The 25902-nt window shown below is 41.5% G+C and carries 15 protein-coding genes; 8 read left to right on the top strand and 7 right to left on the bottom strand.

Annotated features, from left to right (window positions below):
* Positions 1–68: 68 nt before the first annotated feature.
* Positions 69–1361 carry a DUF4377 domain-containing protein gene (locus IQ224_RS04705; RefSeq protein WP_002740494.1) on the bottom strand — a complete coding sequence of 431 codons (1293 nt, stop codon included), beginning with the start codon at positions 1359–1361 and terminating at the stop codon, positions 69–71.
* Between the two features lie 163 nt (positions 1362–1524).
* Here IQ224_RS04705 and IQ224_RS04700 point away from each other — a divergent pair, with 163 nt between their 5' ends.
* From IQ224_RS04700 to IQ224_RS04690, 3 genes are all read left to right on the top strand, one after another.
* The gene (locus IQ224_RS04700; RefSeq protein WP_002733791.1) at positions 1525–1869 is read left to right on the top strand and encodes a YbaB/EbfC family nucleoid-associated protein; all 345 of its coding nucleotides are present in this window, start codon (positions 1525–1527) and stop codon (positions 1867–1869) included.
* A 59-nt stretch (positions 1870–1928) separates the two neighbouring features.
* A complete protein-coding gene (locus IQ224_RS04695; protein ID WP_002740491.1) occupies positions 1929–2651 on the top strand; it encodes a pyridoxine 5'-phosphate synthase in 723 nt (240 codons plus the stop codon).
* A gap of 67 nt (positions 2652–2718) precedes the next feature.
* The gene (locus tag IQ224_RS04690) at positions 2719–3030 is read left to right on the top strand and encodes an MgPME-cyclase complex family protein (RefSeq protein WP_002734125.1); all 312 of its coding nucleotides are present in this window, start codon (positions 2719–2721) and stop codon (positions 3028–3030) included.
* Between the two features lie 181 nt (positions 3031–3211).
* On the opposite strand, the gene IQ224_RS04685 is transcribed toward IQ224_RS04690, so the two are convergent.
* Positions 3212–4840 (bottom strand): phospholipase D-like domain-containing protein, encoded by a 1629-nt coding sequence (locus tag IQ224_RS04685; RefSeq protein ID WP_228036095.1) that lies wholly within the window; start codon positions 4838–4840, stop codon positions 3212–3214.
* 355 nt (positions 4841–5195) lie between these two features.
* Here IQ224_RS04685 and IQ224_RS04680 point away from each other — a divergent pair, with 355 nt between their 5' ends.
* Positions 5196–7622 (top strand): dynamin-like GTPase family protein, encoded by a 2427-nt coding sequence (locus IQ224_RS04680; protein WP_194032628.1) that lies wholly within the window; start codon positions 5196–5198, stop codon positions 7620–7622.
* Between the two features lie 388 nt (positions 7623–8010).
* On the opposite strand, the gene IQ224_RS04675 is transcribed toward IQ224_RS04680, so the two are convergent.
* The 5 genes from IQ224_RS04675 to IQ224_RS04655 all read right to left on the bottom strand — a co-directional run bounded on the left by IQ224_RS04675 (position 8011) and on the right by IQ224_RS04655 (position 21960).
* The gene (locus tag IQ224_RS04675) at positions 8011–12213 is read right to left on the bottom strand and encodes a hypothetical protein (protein WP_228036094.1); all 4203 of its coding nucleotides are present in this window, start codon (positions 12211–12213) and stop codon (positions 8011–8013) included.
* Between the two features lie 465 nt (positions 12214–12678).
* Positions 12679–13419: a hypothetical protein gene (locus IQ224_RS04670; RefSeq protein WP_228036093.1), complete on the bottom strand. Its 741-nt coding sequence runs from the start codon at positions 13417–13419 to the stop codon at positions 12679–12681.
* Between the two features lie 43 nt (positions 13420–13462).
* Positions 13463–17203, bottom strand: a complete 3741-nt coding sequence (locus tag IQ224_RS04665; protein ID WP_002740483.1) for an FkbM family methyltransferase — start codon at positions 17201–17203, stop codon at positions 13463–13465.
* A 48-nt stretch (positions 17204–17251) separates the two neighbouring features.
* On the bottom strand, positions 17252–21016 hold the full coding sequence (locus tag IQ224_RS04660; RefSeq protein WP_194032627.1) for a tetratricopeptide repeat protein: 3765 nt from the start codon (positions 21014–21016) through the stop codon (positions 17252–17254).
* 467 nt (positions 21017–21483) lie between these two features.
* A complete protein-coding gene (locus IQ224_RS04655) occupies positions 21484–21960 on the bottom strand; it encodes a hypothetical protein (RefSeq protein ID WP_194032626.1) in 477 nt (158 codons plus the stop codon).
* A 409-nt stretch (positions 21961–22369) separates the two neighbouring features.
* On the opposite strand from IQ224_RS04655, the gene IQ224_RS04650 reads away from it, so the two are divergent.
* The 4 genes from IQ224_RS04650 (at position 22370) to IQ224_RS04635 (ending at position 25308) form a co-directional block, all read left to right on the top strand.
* The gene (locus IQ224_RS04650; protein ID WP_194032625.1) at positions 22370–23230 is read left to right on the top strand and encodes a formylglycine-generating enzyme family protein; all 861 of its coding nucleotides are present in this window, start codon (positions 22370–22372) and stop codon (positions 23228–23230) included.
* Between the two features lie 46 nt (positions 23231–23276).
* Entirely contained in the window at positions 23277–23591 is a 315-nt protein-coding gene (locus IQ224_RS04645) for a nucleotidyltransferase family protein (RefSeq protein WP_228036092.1), read from the top strand.
* A 171-nt stretch (positions 23592–23762) separates the two neighbouring features.
* Entirely contained in the window at positions 23763–24362 is a 600-nt protein-coding gene (locus IQ224_RS04640) for a Uma2 family endonuclease (RefSeq protein WP_194032623.1), read from the top strand.
* A 49-nt stretch (positions 24363–24411) separates the two neighbouring features.
* Positions 24412–25308, top strand: coding sequence for an AEC family transporter (locus IQ224_RS04635; protein WP_194032622.1), 897 nt, complete (start codon positions 24412–24414; stop codon positions 25306–25308).
* Positions 25309–25902: the final 594 nt, after the last annotated feature.

The raw sequence follows: 25902 nt of genomic DNA, 5'->3' as shown, positions 1-25902 counted from the left end.
GGTTTCATGCTTCAACCCAACCTAAGTTCTGATAACTGATAACTGATAACTGATAACTGATAACTGAATTAATTTCTTACTGCTTCTGTTTCCGCTTCTTTGGGAACAACCACTGGCACTCCGCTGACTGTTTCAATTTGATAAATAACGCGACTTAATTGGGAAGGACAACAGAGAGGATCCGTATCTTTATAGCGATTAAAAACCACAATAATTCGAGCGCTATTTTGTAAAACAATTCTCTGAGATGCACCATCAGTGCGGGAATCCATCGGTCGCGGGGAAAGAGTGCCAGCGAATTTACCATCGACAAAAACAAAGTCTTGATAACCCATTGGTCGGCACATTCCATCCACTCCACTCATGGCCGAAATAACGCTAGTTTTGCCATAGGTTTGCACGGCCCCGTAGAGTAACCATCCTGCTTTATTAAGTGCTTGATCATTGGCAGTAATTGCCGGACGAACCTGTTCACGACACTGGTTATCGATCACGGTTTTAACGGGAGATTTGGGGATAGGGGACTTGGCTTTATTCCAATTAGTTAACGGTCGATCAAACCAAGCTCGCGGAGTCTCTTTTTCTGGGGTTTGGCTAATAACTTCTAATAGCTTCCATGTTTCGGAATTTTGATTAGTAGCTGGATTGGAGACAGTTTCAACGCTAACTTTAATTTGATAGAAAAATCCTGGTTTATAATCAAATCCCTCGATACTATTAGGGAACAATCTCCAGTTTTCCTCGGGTTTTTCTCGCATCTGTAAACAGTCTTTGGTTGTGCCTTGGCTACAGGGTTGTTTCCGAGAATGGATATAAATGGTCTTTTCCGTGCGCGTAGTGGTTGGTGCGGGGGTAAAAGTGAGTATTCCTAAACCTTCGGGAGTACGATAAAATAACTGTAAATCGCCTTTAGCTGTCACTTGGAATTGTTCCACTCCTTGCAAGGCAGCAAGATATTGATTTTCTTGTTTCATCTGCGGTTCCGGACAAGCTTTTTTCGTAGTAGCGATCGCTTGGTTAACCTTGAGCGTGTCATCATTGACTTGATAGCCGGTATTATACTGGTTGCATCCAGCCGAACCACTGAGGATATTTTTCTGGAAAGCGGCAGTAATTTCCGTTTCTTTCACCAAACTTCCGGCTGTCCACCCCCTTAGTTTCCATCGAGTCCCCTCCAAAGGGGAAGTGTTAGCGATCGCCGCTTTCCCCGCTAAAGCACAACTTAGGGCAATTGTCAAGAAAATTCCCGTTTTTTTGGCGTTCAAAATTGCTATTCTCCTCGTCAAAGCAACAATTCTATTATGGCGTGGGGCGGTTGCCCAGCGGCCCGGGATGAAGGGTAGAAAAAGACTTTTCCCCATTCCTTGACTCCTTCCCTTGCCTTGATTCTATCAGAGGCAAAAGCCGATGGTCGTCCCCCGATTGCAGAGCTTTGATCGTCCTCCAATGGCCAAAAGTTGACCCCAGTTCACCTTAAGCAGTACAATAAAAACCTTGAGTGACCCCTTAAACAAAAAAAACATCATGGCACAAGGACAAGGATTCGGATTCGGTCTCGGTAAGATTAAAGAACTACAAGACGCTTTCCAAAAAGCGCAACAGGTGCAACAAGGGGCCAAAGTTCTGCAAGAAGAACTGGAAACTATGGAAATTCCTGGCCAGAGTGAAAATGGCTTGGTGACAGTCTATCTCAGTGGCAACCAAGAACCCCGGGGGATTGAAATCGACCCTTCTCTCCTCTCCCAAGATCTGGAGATTGTGGCTGGGTCTATTCTAGAAGCCATGAAAGCCGCCTATGATGCCTCCACGGAAACTATGCGCAGCAAAATGGAAGAACTGACCATGGGTTTAAATATCTCCAGTATGTAATCGCTTTTGACCGCAATGGTAAGATGGAAAGTTGGACTAACAAACAAGGAGGTTCAACTTTGCTGACTTTGGGTGTCAATATCGACCATGTGGCCACAATTCGCCAAGCGCGCCGTACCGTGGAACCAGATCCCGTGGCGGCGGCAGTTTTGGCTGAAATCGGCGGTGCTGATGGCATTACCGTTCACTTGCGCGAGGATCGTCGTCATATCCAGGATCGCGATGTGCGGCTCCTCCGGCAAACGGTGCGGACTCATCTGAATCTGGAAATGGCCCCGACGGAGGAAATGATAGCCATTGCTCTCGATCTTAAACCCGATTATGTCACCCTTGTCCCCGAAAAGCGCGAGGAAGTGACCACGGAAGGGGGGATCGATATGCTGGGCAATTTTGACCGTTTTTGTCGGGTTGTCGAGTGCCTGCAATCGGCTAATATTCCCGTTAGTTGGTTTATTGATGCCGATTTTGCCCAAATTCAAGCGGCCGCTAATACAGGGGCGAAATTTATCGAACTCCATACCGGTCAATACGCCGAGGCACAAGAGGAGAGCGATTGTCAAGCAGCATTAACAATTCTTAAAGAAGGTTGTGAATACGCTTCCTCTCTCGGTTTGCGGGTGAATGCTGGTCACGGTTTGACCTATTGGAATGTTTATGCCGTTGCCTGTTTGCCCAATATGGAAGAATTGAACATTGGTCACACAATTATCAGTCGTGCGGTTTTAGTTGGGTTAGAACGGGCTGTTAGGGAAATGAAATTGGCTATGCGTGGGCAATTGTAAAAGCCATCAGCTATCAGCTAATCTCCCGACTAGGGAACAATTACACTGAAAAATTAAAGGAAAGATGATGACAACTTATTATTATTTGGTAGCCAGTCAAAAGTTTTTAGAAGAAGAAGCGATCGAAAAGGAAGTTTTGAAGGAAAGAATCAGGAATTATCAAGAAAAAGGTCAAGAAATTGATTTTTGGTTAATTGCCAATCCAGCTTTTTTAGATACCCCCGCTTTTGCCGATATCAAAAAGAAAACTCCCCAACCAGCAGCGGCAATTGTTTCTCTTAACCAACAGTTTATTACCTGGCTAAAATTGCGTCTAGAATACGTTATTACGGGACAGTTTGAGGCTCCTTCCGATAGTATTCCCGATCCGTTAAAATAACCTTTTTGGACTGTGGTAAATAAGTGGTTATAATTAAATTAAAAATGGATTTTAGGTTCGATCCCCCCTGCCCCCCTTGATAAGGGGGGCTGACGATTTTAACACCTACCTACTTAGCTTGCCGTAACAAGGGAAAATTGCTAGTTTTTGTCTGTGGCAAAAAATACAGACGAAGCACTGATCACCAGCTGACTTTGCCTTGGAGCTTGCTAATTTTTCCCTTACCGATTCCCGATACTCGATCCAAATCTTCTAGGGAAGTAAAGGGTTTTTGTTGCCGGGCTGCGATGATTTTTTCGGCTAATTTGCCACTGATACCGGGTAAAGTATCTAATTCTTCTTTGGTGGCGGTGTTCAAATTAATTAGGCGATCGCTTTTAATTGTTAAGGATTGGGGGCAGTTTTTTCTATCCCGTTCGATCCGATTTTTAATAGTTTCTGGCAGTCCTAATTTAGCGGTACGGTAAAGATATTGAAATTCTCGATCGAAATGAGCGGCAACGGTGGGATTATCGATAATAACTAAAGCTTCATCGTTTTGATGGTTAGCAGCTTTTGACCAATTATGAGAACCAGTGATCACAATTTTATCATCGATTAAACCGAATTTATGGTGTAATTTATCTCCCGCCGCTAGATCGGGAACTCCTAGGGTATTAATTGGGTTTTGCCACGGCTGATTATCTGGTTCATAACGACATTTATTACTGAGAGCAACTCCTAATAAATCTAATCCTTCGCTATAGTATCGGAAGGCAAAACTAGGATCAATTAAAGCTTTAATTTCTATCCCTTTTTGATGTCGTTGAGCGAGAATATTAGCTAAAGGCTGTTCCGTAAAGACAAACAGGGCTAAATTCACGGATTTTTTAGCTTTATTTAAAGTTTCACCGATCAGACCATTGCTAGTAATTGACCAGGGATAAGCAGTAGAATCGGGGGAAAATTTGACCGTCAGACTACTATTACCGATAGGGATTGTTTGCGGGTTTCTCTGGGGTTTATCTAAGCCAAATTTAGGCTGATCTTCCCTTCCCCACATCAGATTAAATTCTTTTTGAAAAGCTCTAGCTAGTGGGGAGTTAGTAATCACTAATAAGTGATTGGCATTCCCGACAGTTTCGGGATTAGAAAAGTCTCCATGAATATCACTTAAGGTATAGTTAGCTGAACTGATTAAAGTAGTGTGATTATCAATAACCATGAATTTATGGTGCATTAAACCGCTACCTTTTGAGCGATCATCGCTATCATCAATTAGGGGAATGCCAGCTTTTTTGAGGATAGTAATTGCATCTCTTTGGGCGATTTCCTCTGGAGTTAATTTACCATCGCGATTTATGTCAACTAAGTCAAAAAGATTTTGATAACGTTCCTGTTCTCGATCACTTAATTGTTCTTGGTTTTTGGCTAAACTATCAATAGGTTTATTGTAAATATTTTCGAGGATAACCCTAACTTTAATTCCCTGCTGCTGACGAGCAACTAAAGCTTGAGCGATGGCGGGTAAACGTAACTCTTGCACCGCTAGATCGATCGAACTTTTTGCCGAGTTAATATTATCAATAATAATCTGTTCTAAATTATCCCCTGGACGATTAATTTGGCGATAGGGATCGGTATAATTTGAACCCTGGGCCTGATTATAATTAAAATAGACTTGAATATATTGATCTTGGGGCAAGGGTTGGGGACGATTTTGGATAGCATTGAGAGAATGACAGCCACCCAAAAGAAAAACTGTTCCTAACAAAAATCCTAACTGTCTCATCGGCTGAATTTTTTTTAATCTCAATTTATCTATTGCCATTTTTGCCCATATAATTATCATTGTACTAGGATTGAGGAGGAGTCAGGAGAGAATTTTTACCTAAGGAGGTTCTCGGCAATCGGTATGTACTAAATTGATTATAAGTAGTCGGACATAAATTCTGTTGTCTATCTTAAGAAATGTAAATTGCCGCAATTCTTACTGACTACTGACTCCTTACCCCACAGTTAACTTTACTTTTGTCCAACTACTTAATCAATCCTGATTCTAGATTGAAGACGATGACTTTGTCCTTGATTGCTTAAATCGCTGACCAAAGATGTGACATCTAGTTAGGGAATTTTGTTATAATCTGGGGAACAATAGCACTGTTCTTCTAGATTTGGGTTTTACCATGACTGAACTTTTACCCCAATGCAGTAATCTGGCTGGTAATGTTAACAGTATAATTGAACTATTAAAAGGCGAATCCTCTCTCCGCAATCAACAGGATACCAGCAAGATAGAAATCGCCCTACAAAAAGCCATTTCTCCCAAATTTGAAATCGTTTTCGCCGGTGCTTTTAGTGCCGGGAAATCAATGTTAATCAATGCACTTTTAGAGCGAGAATTGCTGTATAGTGCCGAAGGACACGCAACGGGTACAGAATGTTATATTGAGTACGCAGAAGCTGATGAGGAAAGAGTGGTTTTAACCTTTCTCAGCGAAGTAGAAATTCGTACTTTAGTCGATACCGTCTGTCAAAATCTGCAATTAACCAATCCCAGTAACATTAATTCCCCGGAATACTGTAGTCAGTTAAACCAATACTGTCAAAAAATTATCGAACAGGAAGGGGGAGAAGGCAAATCCGAGCGAGCTAAACAAGCTCAGGGTTTAAAATTATTAATTGAAGGATTTACCCAAAATCGTGAGCGGATCCATACGCTGCATAATGCCACCTATTCCATGGAACAATTTCACTTTTCTAATTTAGCAGAAGCGGCCAGTTTTGCCCGTCGTGGTAGTAATAGTGCCGTCTTAAAACGTCTAGAATATTACTGTCATCATCCTCTCCTTAAAGATGGTAACGTTTTGGTAGATTTACCCGGTATTGATGCCCCAGTCAAAAAAGATGCCGCCTTAGCCTATCGTAAAATAGAGCATCCTGATACTTCGGCAGTGGTTTGTGTTTTAAAGGCTGCTTCTGCGGGAGAATTAGCCACAGAAGAAACGGAATTACTCGAAAAAATTCGCTCTAATGCTGGTATTCGTGATCGAGTTTTTTATGTTTTTAACCGCATTGATGAAACCTGGTACGCAGCCCAACTAAAACAACGTTTAGAAAACCTGATTCAAACGCAATTTCGTGATACTTCCCGCCTCTACAAAACCAGCGGACTTTTAGGATTTTATGGGTATCAGGTGAAAAATCAAACCAATATTAATCAGCGTTATGGTTTAGATTCTATCTTTGCCGAAAGTGTCAAAAATTTAGGAGGACAAGAAGAAACACCGCAATTTGTCAGCGAGTTTAATAACTATTGTGCCAACTCCGGTAAATTACTGGCAACTCCCTTTAAAGTTTCCATCCACGGTTATGAAACTCCCAATAAAAATTATTTCCGAGTTTTAAGTGAGTGGGGAACTCCTTTACTAGAGCAGTTAATTGCTGATAGCGGTATCGCAGAATTTCGCACGGCAATTACTCGTTATCTCACCGAAGAAAAACGTCCGCAATTGTTTGCTAATTTAGCCGATGATTTACAATCTCTCTGCATTACTCTGAAAAATCATTATCAAGGGATTTATCGTGATTTAGAAAGTCAACCACGAGAAATTGAGGCGATGAAAGCTCTGGAGTTAAATCACCTCAATCAAGAGTTAAAAGAAGTGGGAGAGAAATTAACTAAACATATCGATGGTTATGTCAATGCTATCGTGGTTAATAGCGATGAAAACTTTGAGGAAGACTTTAAGAAACTGAAAGCGAGAATGGTATCAAGATTGGATGAGTTATTAAATACTTTTTCTGTCAAAAATGCTTACTCACAAGCGAATTTAACCCATCCCCGCAATGCTACAGCACCTTTATTAGCAGTATTGGTAGAAGCTTTTTATTATCTGTCTAACCAGCTAGAAGATGTGTTGATTGAGGAGTCAACAAGTTTAATTAGTCGCTTTTGTCAGCGTCTTTTAGATGCGGTAAGGCAAGGTGATTATTATCGGCAAATTTATCGTTTATTGGGTAACGATAGTGGCATAGAAAATCAGCTAAAACAGCTAGAAGATCAGTTAATTCATGCCTTAGTTTCCGAAGCGAGAACAGAGTGCGATCGCTATGTAAGAGAAAATCACAATTTTTACAACGAAGGCACTTTTTCTATCTTTCAATTTCGGCAAACTGTCCAACAAACTGCCCAAGGTTATGACTGTGAAAGTATTCTTGATGCTGAACCTGCTATTCGTCAATTACTTAAGTTAGATTTTGAGCCAAAAGTATCAGCGACAATTCAGAAAAACTTCCGTCAAACTATTAATAATACTCTGAAAAATCAATTGATACCAATGGCAAAAAAACAAGCCGATACTATTCTACAACAGTTCAATCAAGCTCGTTCTTATCTAGAACAAACCTTAGAACAGGAAGCGGCAGAAAAAATTGCGAATAATGCCCACAAACAGGAAGAAATTAACCAAAAAATTGAGAATTATAACCAAGCAATAAATTCTCTCAATACTTGTTTAACTGCTATGGGTTTACAGAAAAATCATTTACCTGTCATTGGTGAACAAGAATTAGAGATTGCCCCTGAAGTTGTTAATCACTCCAGCAATTAATATGGGGAAATTATCGGCATGAAGCACCAATTCCAGTGTGAATTGGCGTTGTCTTTGAGTAAAAAATGTAAGTTATACTGGCTCTTCGTTACTTGTTATGGTTCGATAGGGGGGCATAGATCGACTAAATCCTTATCTGGCAAGAGACTTAATTGATTAGTTCGCTCTAGATAAAAAACAATTGACAAAAATCGCTAAATGACTTTCTATATAAGGGTTCCATCCCTTATAACCCCCGTCCATTGCATAACACAAACTGAAGAGCCATAATCAATCCCGATTCTAGGCAGTAATCTGGCTGGTCATGTTAACAGTATAACTGAATTATGTCGTCCTTTGTATCTGGTAGAAGAATGTGCGGTTAGGCAGTTTTGATCATTACCATTAATTAGAACTTAAAGTTTATGCTAGATTGAATTCTACCCCTAAAACCAGAATCACTATGACCCAGATAAGCTTCTATGGAGAGCAAAGATGAAGGATTATTGTATTTGATTACCAAGCCATAGTTAGGATCTTCAAATTGGTTATCAAAACCCCGAGTAGCGACGGAATAGTTACTATAATAAAATCCTAGTCTCGTACTACCAAGTTTTTGATCTTTAATAATGGGATAAGTTGCCTCAACAGAATAAAAAACTTTATCACCAAACGAAATAGGAAAAATGATATTTAATCCTGAAGACTCGGAAAAATTAAGAGAACTAAAATAGGAAATATTCCCAAGACTAGACTTGGGAGCTGCCGCATTTAATTCTTGAGGGCTGAAGCTAAAGTTACTAAACCAAGTCAGATTCCAATTTTGTCTCACGAACTGAAAAACATTACCAAAATTGGCACTGGAAATATTCAAACGATTAGGACTACTATTCCAACTAAAATTGACAAATGGCGAATTACTAATAATTGTCTCCCATTGTTTGTTCTTATTATACCAAATGTTATTAAAATTCCACCTTAAGTTAATACTGGAAAATATTCCAACTGTTTTTTCCTGGAGATCGGAAATATTTTCATCAATTTGAGGAGAAGATTGAGGATATAAATTTGTCCAGGCTCCCAGGGATAAACTATAGCTGAAACCCTTGCTTGTACCGGAGAGGATAAACTCCAAAGCGGGTAAATACAAATAACCGATGTAGGACGTATCTTCAAATTCTCTTTGACGAAATCGACTAATTTCTATTCTGCCAAATTCTATGTCGGCGGCTTTCCCAGGACCGACAATCGGAAGAGCAGTAAAAGCTTCGGATTGTACTGCCAATTGTTGCTCGAACAATACATCTCCCTGGCTATTTTGAACTTTTGTAAAAGCAAAACTTGTACGATTCAAAGGTTCTATATTCGTAAATTCAATGGGGACATTAACACCAGTATAGGCTAAGGGTCCAAAATCATTGGGAGATATTACAGAAAAGAATAGAGGACTTTCCGGAGTCCATTCACCAATTTCTCGACTAAAAAATTGAACCGCCCTTTGATAAGTACCAGTACGCAATTGAAAAAGCAGAGAACTATTGGGAGTAACATGATCTGTGATTGTATAACTACCAGATACTTGATTTAATTGACTAACAAGGTTTGCATTCTGAAGACTATTATTTAATCTTAGGTTCATTGCTCTTCTATCAGCCGAGGTGGATTGAGTAGAAAAAGACTCGGGAGCTTGATTCTCTTCATACTTTTGTCTGGCTGTGGTTAGAGCACCATTAATATCATTCGGGTTGAGTAAGTAAAATAGCCCCCCCAAAGCTAAACCCAAAGTAGCATTCACCATTTGTCTCTCATCTACATCACTCAAAAAGGGAGATACGGTTAGGGAGACGCCAGGATTAGCAAAGACATTTGTATAACTTAATTCAACTTTTTCAGGGTGATATTTTAGAAGAGTTCGATTCTGGGAATAATTGAAAATATAACGATACCAATTATGAGTTTCTGGCTCAAAAGAACGAGTCGTAATTTCGGGCGCTCGTTGACCGCCACTATACCAGATAAGAGAATTCAGGTAATGAAAATCTCGCTGCTCTTGAGTTAAAAAAGGATTGCTCATCAAAGCGACAATATCATTATTCTGCAATTGTGAACTATCAAGATTTAACGCACTAGCATAAATTCGAGACAATTGATCCTCAAATCCTTTGTCAAATTGTAAGGTTTTTACCCCGGGTAAGGAACTGAAAGACTGATTGAAGTTAAACCCCGCCGTTGTGAAAAAATCTCCTACTGTAACCCCGATTTTGGCTAAATTTTCCAGGGGAATTCTTTGCCCAATTTGCAATCTGACTTTATTGTCTAATAAACCTTGAAAGTTAATAGTAGGAAACCCTTGTAAAAATTTGGGAGCATTTTCTGCATCTAAGTTACCGAAATAAGAACCTCCCCCCTGTTCGGTAAAAGTTGAAGCTTTACGAGTGTCATCCAAACTAACAACCTCAATCTCTCCGTTAATATTAAAAACTACTTGAGGAACACCTGGCACACCTTGAGGAGAAACAACCTCAACAGCACCGCTAGTAATATTTAAGTTGTTATTATCTTTTTCAAAACCCCTAGCACTTTCAAATGCTTGAGGTAGGGCAAAGACCGTCTGAACTCCGAAAAATGGGATCGTGGAAATTGCCGTCTGTCGATGTTTTTGAGTAATAACGTTTCCCTGATAATTGATGTTGCCATGAAAGCCATTTGTTTCAATCACGACATTGTTATCATAAAGCCAATAAAATTGCTGATTATTTGGATAGTAAGAAAAATTAAAGTTTTTAAGTACAGGATCATTAAAATCTTTAAAATTTAATTGATTACCCAGGGAATATTGATCTAAATCAAAAGTAAGATTAACATAAAAATTAAGAATAGTTGGCCTATATTCGTAGGGGTTTATTGTAAGTAAGTCATTGGTATTAACAATAAAAGGATAGCGTACCGCAACACTTTCCAGAAAACTCTTGACGGCAATATCTTTAATTTTCAATTGTTCCTCAGTTAACGGGGATTGACTGGGAACTTCTTCCTCTGGTTTAATAATTTCTGGAACTGGAGGAACTGGAACAGTGGGTACATCTTTGGGAATAAAAAAATCTGAGGTTCCAGTTTGTGCTAAATTTAGTTGGCTAATCTCTTTGTATGTAACTATACCAAAAACAGGTGCGTTAATGATATTTTGATTTAATTCTAAGTCATTCAATATATCAATTATTGCCGGCGTAGCAGGAATAGTAAAGGGAGCTAACTGAGTATCTGCCGATAAAAATTCTTGAGCGGGAATCTGAGCTATCGACCTATCGCCGGAAGAATCAATCTCCAGTTTGATGGTGGTGGTGGGAATTTCCCAGGTATCAATTATTGCCGGCGTAGCAGGAATAGTAAAGGGAGCTAACTGAGTATCTGCCGATAAAAATTCCTGAGCGGGAATCTGAGCTATCGACCTATCGCCGGAAGAATCAATCTCCAGTTTGATGGTGGTGGTGGGAATTTCCCAGGTATCAATTATTGCCGGCGTAGAAAAAGTGGTAAAGGGAGCTAAACGAGTATTTGGTAAGAAAAATTCTTGAGCGGGAATCTGAGTAATGACCTTCGCTGAGGAAGAACTAATAGTTACAGTTGCAGCCGACCCTTGATCCGTTTTGGCCTGACGGTGATATTGCCCCTGGGTGAGGAACTGACGCAAATCCGAGTCATCCTCCACTGACGGTTGATCGGACGGATTCAGAGACCCAGTTGAAGGGGAATTTGGAGAATGGGGCAGAGACTGATCCAGGGTTTGACTGTCCAACGGCATTAAATCTGACGCTTTTCCCGAGAGATTCTCCCCGGAAAAAGCTTGAGTTATCAATACCGACTCCGTGGAGGGCTGCTCGGAGCGTTTAGAGAGACTCTCTGAAAGGTTCGGGGAGGAGGAACCAGTAGTTACAGTCATAGCCGACTCTTGATCCGTTTTGGACTGACGGTGATATTGCCCCTGGGTGAGGAACTGACGCAAATCTGAGTCATCCTCCACTGACGGTTGATCGGACGGATTCAGAGACCGGGTTGAAGGGGAATTTGGAGAATGGGGCAGAGACTGATCCAGGGTTTGACTGTCCACTGGCATTAAATCTGACGCTCTTCCCGAGAGATTCTCCCCGGAAAAAGCTTGAGTTATCAATACCGACTCCGTGGAGGGCTGCTCGGAGCGTTTAGAGAGACTCTCTGAAAGGTTCGGGGAGGAGGAGCCAATAGTTACAATCACAGCCGACTCTTGATCCGTTTCAGCCCGACGGTGATATTGTCCCCGGGTCAGGAACTCAAATAAATCTGACTCATCTTTGGCTGACGCTTGATCAGACAGATTCAGAGACCCAGCTGACGCAGAAGAAACGGTTTTTTCTGTTTCAGCGACTTGAATGGTCTCTTGACGAGATTGGGTTTCTCGGTTCGCCGATGCTGCCGCAATCGTAAGAGACACGCCCTTAACATCGAGGATTTGTTCGGACGATCGATCGAGTAAGATTTGCCCCGAATCAGAAGTCAGAGCCTGATTTTGGGCAGAACACAAAGAAGGATAAAACCATTGCAACAGTTTAGCTTCTATGGCTTGCCAGTTAACCAATGGGAGCGGGTCAAATTTGCCAAACAAATGATCGCTTGATTGGTAGCGATGATCAACATACAGTATAATTGAACTAAAGCGTTTGACCTGCCCGTTAACCAATAACGATTCATGAGCATCATAAAACAACAAAATGAAGGGGGTTGAGCTAATAGCTAAACCCGACAAAATCACAAAAACAAAGAGGTGATTCGGAGACTCATTCGCTCGCCTTGTCATCGAGATTCAGAAAGATAAATATTTTAGGCACTCCATACAGGATAAGCAATACGGCTCACCACTACTACCAAATCATCATCGAAAATGTTATCTAGAAGAGGGCGTGTGTTTTATGCCCCTACATAAAACGGATTTGCTCCACATTTGTGGGCGCAAAGAACCTGCGCCCAAAATGTAATACACTAGAACGTTTCCGCCCGTGATATTGCGAAAGTCATTGGGCTTACTTACTTATCACCGTTCATCCTAGTCTAAAACCGGAGGCGTGAAATTAACAGTTAAAGTTGATGACTGAATTGTAAATGGGTTGGAAGTATCGCCGAATGAATTGTTAAAACTAGAAGTTATCCCCGTCGCTGTTTGACTAGACGGAAAAACTACATTAACTGTAGATACCGTGACAAGCGCACCATCGGCTGCTGTTGGTTGTGGAATAGTAATACTTGTGCTGCCAACTTCGGCCTTTTCGGTTGTCACTCCATTATTGTTAATAACAGAAAGAAAACTAGGTTCTGTATTACCTTGGTTTCCCGTGACGGAAAAAGTAAGGGGTTTTAACTCAGGAACAGCAGTAGGAACACCATTATCATTAAATGTGACATTTACTGTCGGAATTACCGGAGTGGGAGAATTGATTAGGGAAGTAGATGGAATATTATTTGTTGTTGTTACGTTTACCGTCGGAATGATCGGTTGAGATCTGAGGCTGGTGGCAGGAATATTATTTGTTGTTGTTACGTTTACCGTCGGAATGACCGGTTGAGATCTGAGACTGGTGGCAGGAATATTATTTGTTGTTGTTACGTTTACCGTCGGAATTGCTACATTTGGGGTTATTACGGGAATAACAGGAGTAGCAAGACCTGGAATAGAAATTCGGGGAATTGACTGGGCAATTACCCGATGATTAACGAGAAAAATTTGTGAAACAATAACTAAGACAGTTAGTGCTGATTCTTTGGAGTTGAGTCTGCTGAGAGTTTTCATTTTGTTAGCCTCATTTTTAATTGTTGACAAGGGAATCACGCTGTCACTTGTTTGGATTGTAAACAGCAATTAAATTTAACTGACTGTTGAGCTGGTTGGCATCGGTCACAGGAACTAACTCCTGGATATATGGGCGGTAACTGTAAACCTGATAACCCTTTGCCTGGATGTATTCCATTATAGCACCATTGCTACCGTGGGCTCCAGCAATATTTTCATAGATAATATTGGGCTTAAATTCTGTTAATAAACGTTCTGCTCCCTGTAGAACTTTTATTTCATGTCCCTCGGCATCTATTTTTAACCAGTCAACCCTCGTCAGGTTTTCTGTTTCAATTAAACTATCAAGGGTTAAACATTGAATAGTTACAGTATTAGCCGAATCGGAACTAGGGGAATTATCGCTGATAACTTCATTTAACTCACTGGCATTATGGAGAGATAGTTTCGCCGAACCACAATGATCACTGGCCGCCGCTTCGTAAATTTTAACCCAAGGGAGTTGATTGATACGGCTTGTTTCTTGTAAGCAGTTGACACAAGCTTTAAATGGTTCGATAGCGATGACTTTCCCTGTTTCTCCCACCCTTTGAGCAGCACTAAAGGTATAAACTCCCACATTTGCCCCCACATCAATAACGGTCATATCAGGACGGATTTGGGTACGCCATAATTCCATTTCCGCTTCAAACCAATCTCCTTGGGCGAGTAAAACAGCAGTGGTAATACTTTTTAAGTTAGCTTCCACTGTCAGAATGAGATTATCATAGGGAACATAAGTAAAAGGATTTTCCGGTCTGGCTTGGGTCCAAATCCACTCTCCCACATCGGGAGAGTTGGGGTTAAAATGAGTGACCCCTTGCTGAAGCCAATATTCTGCCGCTTTTGCTTCCGGTAAGTTACGATAAGCCAAATAAAGAGCTTGTATTGAGGGTGCGTAATTGGGATTAATCTGATGGGCTTTGAGCAGGTAAAAAATACCATCCCATTTTTGCCCACAAAAACGAGCAATTCCCAGTTGTAACTGTACGATGGGAGATGTTGCAAGGGATTGAGAGATTAATTGTAGGGTATCTTGCCCAGAAGCGTTGTAAAAGTAGGGTTGAGATAGATTAAGAACTTCGGCACATAAAAATAATATTTGCTCGTAGCAGTTTTCGGCTGCTAGAATTTTCTCTAAATATTCAGCTTTGTTTAATAAAGTACGGGCGGTGGAAGGTAAATAGACAAGTCCTTTGTTTGAAGCGGTTTTCCTAAAAGCAGGATCAAGAATACCGACAAAAACAGAATAAGCTAAAACATAGGCTTTGCTGTAATCGCCTATTAGACTATAAATCAGCGCTAAATGGACGGCGGCTAAGGGATGGGCTTTTCCCTGCTCCAAAACCGCTATCGCATTGTTTAATAGTTGTTTGCGAAAGGCAATATCTTGTGTCTCTTCTGCCTCAATAAGCATAATAACTGCTACATTGTTCCATTCTCTGAGCGTAGTGGGTTGATTCCAGTTAGTATTATCAGCAAAAGCTAAAAGTTGATCACAATCTTCTGAGGTAATTTGAGGGCAATTTTTCTGCACATATTGACTGTAATAATTGAGGGGACTTTGCGTCTCTGTTTGAGAGCGCATTGCGCTTATTTGTTGATCACCAGACTCTAATGGTTGTATTTTTTCCTGTTCTAGTTTTTTCCACATCTGTTGATAAGCATTTTCTAAGGCTAGAGTTAAACCTTCTATATCTCCTAGTTGAGATTTTTGAAAACGCTCTCTTAAGCTAGTTCGTAATTGAGCGATCGCCTCTAAATCCTGGGCAAAAGTAATGGCTTTGTTAACGTACTCTTCGGGACTATGAGCGATCCAATCCCCTAAGCCGATCGCCTGTAGGAGACTATTACCCATCCGTTGAATTTTACGATCGCCAGCAAGGGTTAAAACCGGAACCCCCATCCACAAAGCATCGCAAGTGGTAGTACAACCATTGTAAGGAAAAGTATCAAGGTGAATATCGATACGATGATACAAGGCGAAATAATCCTCAGCCAATGTCGGTGAGTCAATTAATTCAACTTGTTCGAGATTCAAGCCCTGTTCTTGCAGGAATAATTCAACACTTTGTTTTTCTTCGGGATCGTCTAAATTATGATAGTGGCTTTTGAGGATGAGACGGGACTGAGGTAATGCCTGAAGGATTTTTGCCCAGAGGGATAAAAGGAAAGGATTAAGTTTAGAAAAATTGTTCAAACAACCAAAGGTAATATATTCTGAACTTAAAGCGGGCAGGGGATTGACTTCTAGGGCTTCCGGGGAAGGTTGATAAGCCACATAGCATCTGGGGAGTCGCCAAATCGTCTCGCTGGTTTTTTCTTCCGTATCTACGGGGTGTAAATGATGATCGGTAATCCAATAATCGATGGTAGGGATACCTGTCGTGGCAAAATAGCCCAAGTAGGAAGCTTGAATAGGGGCAGGTTTGCTAAAAAAGATCGGCAAGCGATTATCGTCTGTATGACCGGCTAGATCAATCAGAATATCAATCCGATCCTGTTTAATTTGCTCGATCACTTCGGCATCAGCAAGTCCAAAAGTTGATCGCCAATGATCGCAAGAAGACTGAATTTCTTCTGTTATTTCATCAACTTTGCGGATTTCTCCATAACAATAAATCTCAAATTTTTGATGATCGTGATGTTTAATAATTGGGGCAATAAACTTGCCCACGGGATGACGTTTAAAGTCAGGGGACACATAACCAATTTTGAGTTTGTGTTGGGCAGCAGACCCTTGGTTAGGGATATTTGATTGGGGGATAGTCAATTCTGCAACATTATTACTTGTATTTCCCTTGAGGATCGACAAGCCAATATTAATTACTTCTGTGAAATTATATTGAGGATTAGAACCATAATTGACGGTGAGATATTCCAGTAATTCTAAAGCATAATCAGGAAAGTACAATATGTCCGCGATACAAGCCTGTTTTAATAGTTTTTCCGGGGATACAGAGCTAGGTTGACTAAGTAAATCTTGAAAGTAAAAGGCATCAGACCACAACAGTTGTCCCGAAAAATGCTGGGGAACACCAGCTTTAAGCTCTGGGGGAAGAGAGGTTTTGTTATAGCCAAGACCAGGAAAAGATTTCTTTGACATCCAAACTAACTCTTTCAACTCTTGAAGAAAAAACCCTTGCTGCCGTAAATGATTATCTACGTCAGCAAAAAGCGGTTGATTTTTATAGATAGGGGCAAATTCAACTTCGGTTTGAATAGCCAAGGTGCTGTTTTTGATGATCTGTTGCGCCCCTTGAAAAATATTTAATTCTGCCCCTTGTACATCTACTTGCAAAAAATCAATGGTATCAATTAATTCACTAGCACAAAAACTATCCAGAGTGGTTGTTTCTATTTCTGATATATAATCTAGGGTAAGAAATTCAGGCAAAGAACTACGAAAACGAGAAGCGTAATTCCCATTGGGTTCATAAAGAGAACTACACGCTTTCTCTTTAGTAACATATAGTTGGGATTTGCCTTGAGTGTTACTAAGGGCGATGGGAATATGTTTTTCTTGATGCCTGATATTTCTTTCCTTTAAATTCTGATTCATGCGCTTACATTCATCAGCATCGGCCTCAAATCCATAGATAGTTAAGTTAGGGGCAAAAATTCCCCACGATTGACTACTATAATCATCAGCCCCAGAAATTTTTCGAGAACCTATCTGGGCGATGGTAATATGAATGTTATCTAAAAAATGTTGAGCTTTTAGCGTTTGTAAGAAGATAGTCATGGTAGTAAATTTAATAATTATAGAAACAACTGTAACTATTGACAATATTTAAGTTTGGATTTTGTTGCGATACCAACGAGAGGAAGCATCGTAAATTTCCTCGGAACTAACTTCTTTAATACCACTCAGCGCAAAAAGAAGTGCTGTATGGGCTAATTTATTTGCGGGATCACAGCGGAGGGACTGACGAAAACAATCAACCGCTTTCTTCTCATCAGGTTGACAGCTATAAACTACTCCCAAATTGTAATAAGCCATAGCATAGTCGGGATCTAACTCGATCGCTTTTTCAAAACAACTTTTGGCCTTGGTTAACAATTTTTGCTGCTTATAACTGATTCCTAAGTGTAAATAAGCGATCGCATCTTGGGGTTTGGCTTGAATAATTTTTTGGAAGCAACTGACTGCTTTATCAAACTTTTCCTGTTCGTAGAGAACGACTCCCAAGTTATAGCGCAATTCTAAGTTATGGGGTTGCAGCAGTAAGGCACAACGGTAGTATTTTTCAGCCTTGGCATAGTTTTCTTGGCGATCATACAGTTGCGCCAGGGATTTATAAACCTCCACATTAGTGGAATCTAACTGTACACTATGGGAATAACAAGCGATCGCCTTTTCCGTCTCTTTTAACTGTTCATAGACCAAGCCGAGATTATAAAAAGCGCTAGGATAATCAGGTTGAGATTCAATCGCTTGTTGATAATAACTAATCGCCTCCTCTAATTGTCCTTGTTGTGCGGCTAAAAAGCCCAGATTATGATAGGACTTGGCATAGGTGGGATCTACTTTTATCGCTTGGAGATAGAAGTTTTTGGCTGACTCCAATTCTCCCGTAAGGGTTTTTTCCCTTCCAAGTTGGTGATAATATGCCGCACTGTTCTCCTCTGGGACCACGGGAAGGGGAGGAGAATTAACCTTATTTTGTTCCTCTAAATAAATTTGCCACATTTGTCGATAAGCCTCCTCCATCGCCGCTGCCATTCCTTTGGCATCTAACAATTCCGATTGAGCTAGGCGGTCGCGCATCGTGGCTCGTAAATTGGCTAAATAGACAGTATCTTGAGCAAATTGCACCGCCTTCTGCACATAATCTTCGGGAGTATCCGCAATCCACTCGTCTAAACCCACTGCTTTTAAGAGGGTGACACTCAAACGCTCCATATTACGTCCCCCGGCTAAAGTCAGGGTGGGAACTCCCATCCACAGAGCCTCGCAGGTGGTAGTACACCCCCCATAGGGAAACGGATCAAGATGAATGTCCACATTATTGTAGGACGAAAAATGTGCTTGATCGTCTAGGAACTTGCCCTGAATGAACAGTCGATCAGCACTGATTCCCCGTTGGGTAAAGTCATTAATGATGTTCTCTTGAACCCTAGGATCAACCCCCGCCTGATGAATTGCTTTTAGGAAAAGACGGGAGTTGGGAACAGCTTTCAGTATTTGGCACCAAACATCAAGGGTTTCAGGGGTTAATTTTCTGGTGTTGTTCAAAGAACCGAAGGTAATTAAACCCGTTTTTTCAAAAGGTAGGGGCGAAACCGCTGGGGTGTCGAGATAGTTGTTATAGGTTAGATAACAACGGGGTAAACGCCAAATTGTCTCACTGGTTAATTCGGGAGTGTCGGAAGGATGTAAGTCCTCATCGGTAATCCAATAATCAATGGTGGGTAAACCCGTGGTGGCAAAATAACCTAAATAGGTCGCCTGAATGGGAGCGGGTTTTATTCCCAACACTTTAAGGCGGTTCCCCGCAGTGTGACCGGCTAAATCTACCAAAATATCGATTTGATCTGCCTGGATTAACTCCGCTACTTCTAAATCCGATAAACCCACGGTAGAGCGCCAGTGATCGCAGGTCGCTTGGATTTTTTCGGTAATCTGATCTCCTTTTTCCACTTCGGCGTAGGCAAATATTTCAAACTGATCGTGATGATGATTTTCTAGTAAAGGTTTAATAAAAAAACTACAGGAGTGACGACGAAAATCAGGAGAAATATAGCCGATACGCAAGCGGTGATCGGGGTCTGGTTGTCTCTGATGGTATTTGAGAGTAGGAAGGCTCTGTTTAACAACGTGGTAGATATACCAAAGATAGGAACTATCGAGAATCTCCTGGGGAGAAACAATGGTCAATGCGCCAAAACACCACAATAAAAATGAGTGATTACCACAATCATGCGGCTCTAATTGCATGATTTTATGACAATAATCGACCGCATTGGCTATTTTGCCGAGTTTTTCAGCACAGGAGGCTAAACTTTTCAGGGCCGAAAGATGGTCATTGTCTATGGTTAAGATTTTTTGATAATAGGCGATCGCCTCATGAATATAACCGATTTTGTCTAAAACTATGCCGCAATTTTGTAGCGCGGGAATGTGATTAGGATCAAGAGTTAAGACTTGGCGATAATAGGCGATCGCTTCTGGTAGTTTGTCCTGTTGTTGAAAGATGACGGCAAGATTAAATAAGGGTTCAATGGCCGAAGGTTCAAACTCCAACGCCATCTCATAACAGTTTTGCGCCTGAAGGAATTTTCCCCGTCGCTCCCATTTGTTCCCTGTATTAATTAAATAGGAGACAAAATCTGGCAATAACTCCCATTCCTTCGCCGTTAAAAGACTTTTTGCTTTTGCTAAATCTCCTTGATCCTGCCAAAACTTAGCCAATTGAAACTTGATACTAGGATGATTGGGGTCAAGATTTAAAACCTCAGTCAAGCATTCGCCTATTTCCAGGGTGATTGCTTGCTTTTTCTGGTCTTCGAGGTTTTCTCTCTGGTTAATTAATTGCTGTTTGAGATTTAAGCCTAAACGATAGTAGGCTTTAGCGTATTGAGGATTCAACCTAATCGCTTGACGATAATAGTTGATCGCCGATTGCCATTGTTGTTGCTTTTCATTGACAACCCCCAAATTGTAATAGGATTGGTAACGCTCAGGCTCTAACTCGATCGCCTTGAGATACCAAGACTGAGCTAAAGTAAAATGACCCTGCTGGGTGAATTGATTGCCCAGATAGTGGGCGATTTCCGCACCTCGATTTCCTAAACCGCAATCGGCAAAGGAATCGATCAAAGAATTTTTTATTGCTTGATAAACTAGCTCCCGCTGCTCGGGTAGTATTTGCCAAAGGTCTTTTTGTAGGGTTGCTAATAAATCCAGCCAAGTTTGCCAATTTATTTCTTTAACCAAATTTAAAAATATTTCCCTAAAGGTTTCGCCGGTTTCATCTCCGCCGAATAGCAGCAAGGGTTTAAAGAGACAGTGGATTAATAACTGCTCTTCCTTGGTGAAATATTCCTGCCAAGGCGCAGACTCGGTTGGAAAATCTAATAGATGCTCGATCGGATAATCTTGGCTATTAAACCTTAACCCAACGGACTGGGCTAGAGCCTCTATCTGTCCTAGTGGTGTTTCCCTGATGTCCTTTTCTTTTAACCAAATAACTCGATGGGCTAAGGGCAGCCAAATATGGGGCTGACATTGCAACTGTTTGGCCACGGCTTGGGTAACGGTCTCTTGACTACCCGTGATGGCGTTGCCCAAGGACTGACGCGGATCCGCGTGGCTATAGACCACTAACGCCCCCTCCCGTTGAATCTCCTGAAGGGCATCTTGCCCCAATACCTCAAACTGCAATAAAAGGGGGATAGCTTCTCCCTGCCGTAACCTTAAATAACGGTCAAGAGACACCGCGTCTGGAAATACCCCCGCCTGAAAATCGAGGCCCGATTGAGTGTACAGTTCACCCAATACTCGGTAACTCCAAGCGGTTTGATAGTAGGGAATACGATTACAGAATATGATCATTACAACGACTGCATCCGCAGAGCTAGAAAGATTCAGGTTATTGGCAACCACTCAGAAGACGTTTGGATTGCGGGGGAGCGGGCTTCGTCCGTGAGCTTAACCGAAAGGGAGCGGGGAGAGGCAGTTTGAGCATTTGTACCAAAATTTCCGATAGCGCAGTTTAAATTCAGTACAGCTTACCCGCGTTTTCTTGGTATGGATCGTTACAGACTCGACCGTCATCAGCTATATATAACTGCGGTTGGCCACTGTCAAGGTTTACCCCCCAGAACTCTTGGCTTTGTCAATCACCCATTGGACTTAATCTCTTGCGATTGATTGATTAAAAAGAGGCCACCCAGGGCAATCCTGGGAGGCAACTGCACCACTTTTCTACTAGCGAAAAAAAACAGCAAGAGTTAATTCGGGTAGTATGTGGCTACAAAGTGGTATTTTTCACCCGGGTTGAGACGGGTTGCCCACTTCAACTAATCTAAGACGGAAGTACCAGCGCTCCAAGCCCGGACGATACCGGACACATCCCCAAACCGACTGCCACCCGCAGCCTGCGAAATGGCATCGGCAGTGGCACGCTCAACCGTTAGCTGCGTACCTGCGTTTACCACTACGGGGGCGGTCAATTGTGCGGCCGTAATAACAGGAGTGAGAGCGCCTGCCGTTCCAACCCCAACAGAAATCGTTGTAGCGTAACTTACTTGCACTGCAACAACACCACTGAATACATAATCACTGGAGGGCAATACTTGCTCAACGGCAAAGCTATTGGTAGCCGCGGCGTTGCCGTCGGTGAGAATGCTAGTGACGGCGGCGGACACTCGGGATTGAGATGCTGTACCGATAAATTGGGCTTGGGCGCTTTCGCCAACGGACAATACACCAGCAGCGGCGAGACCACCGGCTAGAATAGCGGCTTTGGCGATTTCTTGGTAGTTAGAAGCTTTCATCGTTTGTTTCCTTCCTTAGAGGGGTTATATGGTTCTGAGGTCATGAGGCGGCTTATGGTTTGGTTGGTCGTCTCAATGCCCTCGTTTTTTTGGTATGGATTGTTACGGAATCCAACCTCTTTTAGTATATATGGCTAGGAGGCTCTACTGTCAAGATCGACTACACAAAACTTTAGTTTTGCCAGTGATCTATTGGACGTATCTTTTGTGATCGATGAATTAGAGGCAACTTGGGGCAATTCCGTGCCTAGTTATACCATTTTTCTAATTTTCTAGTAAGGAAAAAAACAGCAAGAGTTAATTCGGGTAATCGATCGAAGTCTTGTTATTCTTATAACTGGTAGGTTTCGAGATTTTTCTAGGCTCGCAGCTTAACCCGATCGACCGATAACTGATAGAGGGGTGCAGAATGGGAGAATGGTTAGATTTTATCGATGAAGTGGTCACTGTTAATGGCAAAGGTGAGAAAATTAAACGGGAAAAAGTCACTAATCGAGGTTATAAATATTTTTTAAGCAAAAAAACCTTTTTAGAAATGATTTCTATCCCTAGCGGTCAATACCTCATCGGTGCGCCCAAAAGCGAGTTAGGCTGGAAATTGAGTCAAAGTCCCCAATCTCTGGTTAATATTCAGGCTTTTTGTCTGAGTCGCTACCCAATCACCCAACGACAATGGCGCGAGGTGGCAAAATTAGAACCAGTAAATATTGAACTTAATCCCTATCCGGCCCATTTTGAAGGTTATGATCGCCCCGTAGAACAAATTAACTGGTGGGAAGCGGTGGAATTTTGCGATCGCCTATCCCGTCTCACGGGACTGAATTATCGTTTACCCGCAGAAAAAGAATGGGAATACGCTTGTCGGGGAGGTACATCCACCCCCTTCCACTTCGGCCCGACAATTTCCACGGATTTAGCCAACTATTCCGGGGTGGACTGGGATTATGGCGGCAAAGTGTGCAGTTCTGGTCGTTATGGGGAAGGTTCCCTAGGATGCGATCGCAGGGAAACCACACCAGTGGGAATGTTTGCCGTCGCTAACCCTTTCGGACTCTACGATTTGCACGGAAATGTCAGGGAATGGTGTGCAGATTACTGGCGCGATAACTACGAAGCAGCCACAATAGAAGATAGGGACAGACGAGTTTTACGCGGGGGTTCCTGGAATGATGGCCCTAACAAATGTCGCTCGGCCTACCGAGTCAAATTTATGGCTACTGCTGGACTCTATGATATCGGTTTTCGTGTGGTTAGCGATAATTCTCCTTAAATCTGAAAACCGATCACTGATTACTGGTGACAGGGAGGTGAAAAAATTGAAAATAGAACTACCCCAGCAAATAATCAGCGAATTTTGTCAGAAATGGCAGATATCTGAAATGTGTTTATTCGGATCGGTTTTGCGGGAAGATTTTCGTCCAGATAGCGATATTGATATACTGGTCAGTTTTCAAGATAGTGTTTCTTGGGGACTTCTGGAGTTTTCGAGGATGAAACGGGAATTAGAGAATTTATTGGGACGGAAAGTTGATTTGCTAACGAAAAAATCGATCGAGCAGAGTCATAATTGGATTCGTCAACGAGAAGTTATTAAAAGAGGGCGAATGCAATTCGCCCCTACAATGATATGATTGCGCCAATGGTAGGGGCGCATCGCGTGCGCCCAAAATTTTATATAGATATTTCGACAAAATTGAGATGCACCCAATTTAGAGATGTTTGTCAGACAATTTTTGAAAATGTACCGCTCCTCGATCGAGAGTTAGAATTGATTTTAGAGACAATAAAGGTGATTTAACCAAATGATTGCTAACTTTGACCATAACTATCTTTCCCCGGAAGATTATTTAGCAACGGAGAGAATAGCCAAGGATAAACACGAATACATTCGCGGTCAAACCTACGCCATGGCTGGTGCAAGTAAAGCCCATGGTATGATTATTATCAACTTAGCCACACTTTTAAAAAACCGGCTGCGGGGTAGTGGTTGTCTTGTCTATGCCACAGATATGAAAGTTCGTCTAGAAATAGCTAATAGTTATTTTTATCCCGATCTTGTGGTCACTTGCGACTCGCGAGATAATCAGTCTTTCTCGGAAGATTTTATCCGTTATCCGCGCTTGATTGTAGAAGTATTATCCCCCACTACGGCTGCCTTTGCTCGCAACGCGCTCGCGAAGCGAGATCGGGGTGATAAATTTGCCGACTATCGTTCCCTTGAAACTTTAGAAGAATACGTTCTTATCAGTCAAGAACGCATCAGTGTGGATTGTTTTCGTCGCAATGATGAAGGATTCTGGGTTCTTTATCCCTACAGCAAAGGAGCAGATATTTATCTAGCTAGTATCGATTTTCACTGTGCGATCGCATCTTTATATGAAGATATAACAGAAATCTGTTAAAAAATCAGATCAGTTTTTTTCTATGTACTATTTACTTTTTACTTGATTAATGCTTGTCATCCTCTCCGCTATTGTTCCAGTGGGTTTTATTATCCTCATCGGTGTGATAGCAGGAAAAGTTCTCACTGTTGAAGTGCATTCCCTTTCCCAAATCACGGTGTATATTCTTGCTCCCGCTTTGGTGATTGATGGACTCTATCGCACCACTTTATCCGGCAGCAATATCGGTTTAATTCTCCTAGGCTTTGCTCTTATCTCACTGGTAATGGCGATTGTCGTCGAAATTATGGCCTATTGTCTCAGTCTCGATGCTGATACCCGCAAAAGCCTCATGGCTGCCGCTGTGATGCCCAATAACGGTAATATGGGTTTACCTGTGGCTAGTTTTGCCCTGGGTGCGGCTGGACTGGAAAGAGCGATAATCTATATGATTGGTTCTAGTATTCTTTTATTTGGTATTAGTCCCGCTTATTTGCGAGGAAAAAGCTTTCTTTCAGGATTTCGCCTAGTTTTTCAATTACCCTTAATCTGGTCAATTTTTATCGGCATTAGCTTTCAAACTTTCCCTTTTCATCTTCCCCTGCAATTAGATAAAAGTATTAGCTATCTAGGACAAGCGGCAATTCCTTTGGCTTTAATTATCCTAGGTATTCAATTATCTCAGCAAAAATTAGCGATCGGTAAATTAGAATTATTAGGAGCAGGTTTGCGTCTTTTAGTCGCTCCTCTTTTGGCATTTGCGATCGGCAATAGTTTAGGATTAACTGGTATGGATCTAAAAATTTTCATCCTACAAAGTGCCATGCCCACCGCCGTTAATACTGTCATTTTAGTCACAGAATTCGGTGGTTCGGCTGCTTTAATGGCCCGCACAGTTGTGGTCACTACCCTTGCTAGTTTTCTGACTATTCCTTTCTTTCTTTGGTTATTAAAAGTCTATTTATAGCAGTTATCTTAAGGGTGAGGTACGAAGTTTTCGTTTTGTTAACTGTTGACTGAAAATGCTCCAGCACTCCCTTATCCCTTCTCCACAACTCCCACTCTGCAATAACTACTGGCAGCCAGAAATACGTTGGTTCATATCATACTTTGTGCTTTTTGTCAAAAAAACTTTTTTTTTGCAATAAAACTACACAAAAAAAAGATCATCGTTGTGGGTGAAATTGACTGATTTACCCGTCCTAATTAGGATCACCTTGTAGGTGTGGCAAGGGTTTCAACCGTTGCTGCCCAAAAAAGCACAGTATAACCCATTATGAAATTCAGTAAAATCGCTGTTACCACTGTAACATCGTTGTTAAATAAAAATCTTTCTCAATTAATTCTTAAGAATTTGTAAATATTGCGGAATGTTAATTTAAATATTCTCAAGTTTGTGGAGTCAATCAATAATTTTTGCTTATCTTTGTCCAAAATTGGGTTAGAAGTCAGGAGTCAGGATTCAGGATTCAGGATTCAGGATTCAGGATTCAGTATTCAGGATTCAGGAGATTATTTTTATTTGTTCTTCCCACACTCTACACCCCACACCCTACACCCC

The sequence above is a fragment of the Microcystis sp. LEGE 00066 genome (assembly GCF_015207925.1).
In the GTDB taxonomy this organism is placed as follows: domain Bacteria; phylum Cyanobacteriota; class Cyanobacteriia; order Cyanobacteriales; family Microcystaceae; genus Microcystis; species Microcystis ichthyoblabe_A.
This window is presented reverse-complemented; position numbering and strand designations above follow the sequence as displayed.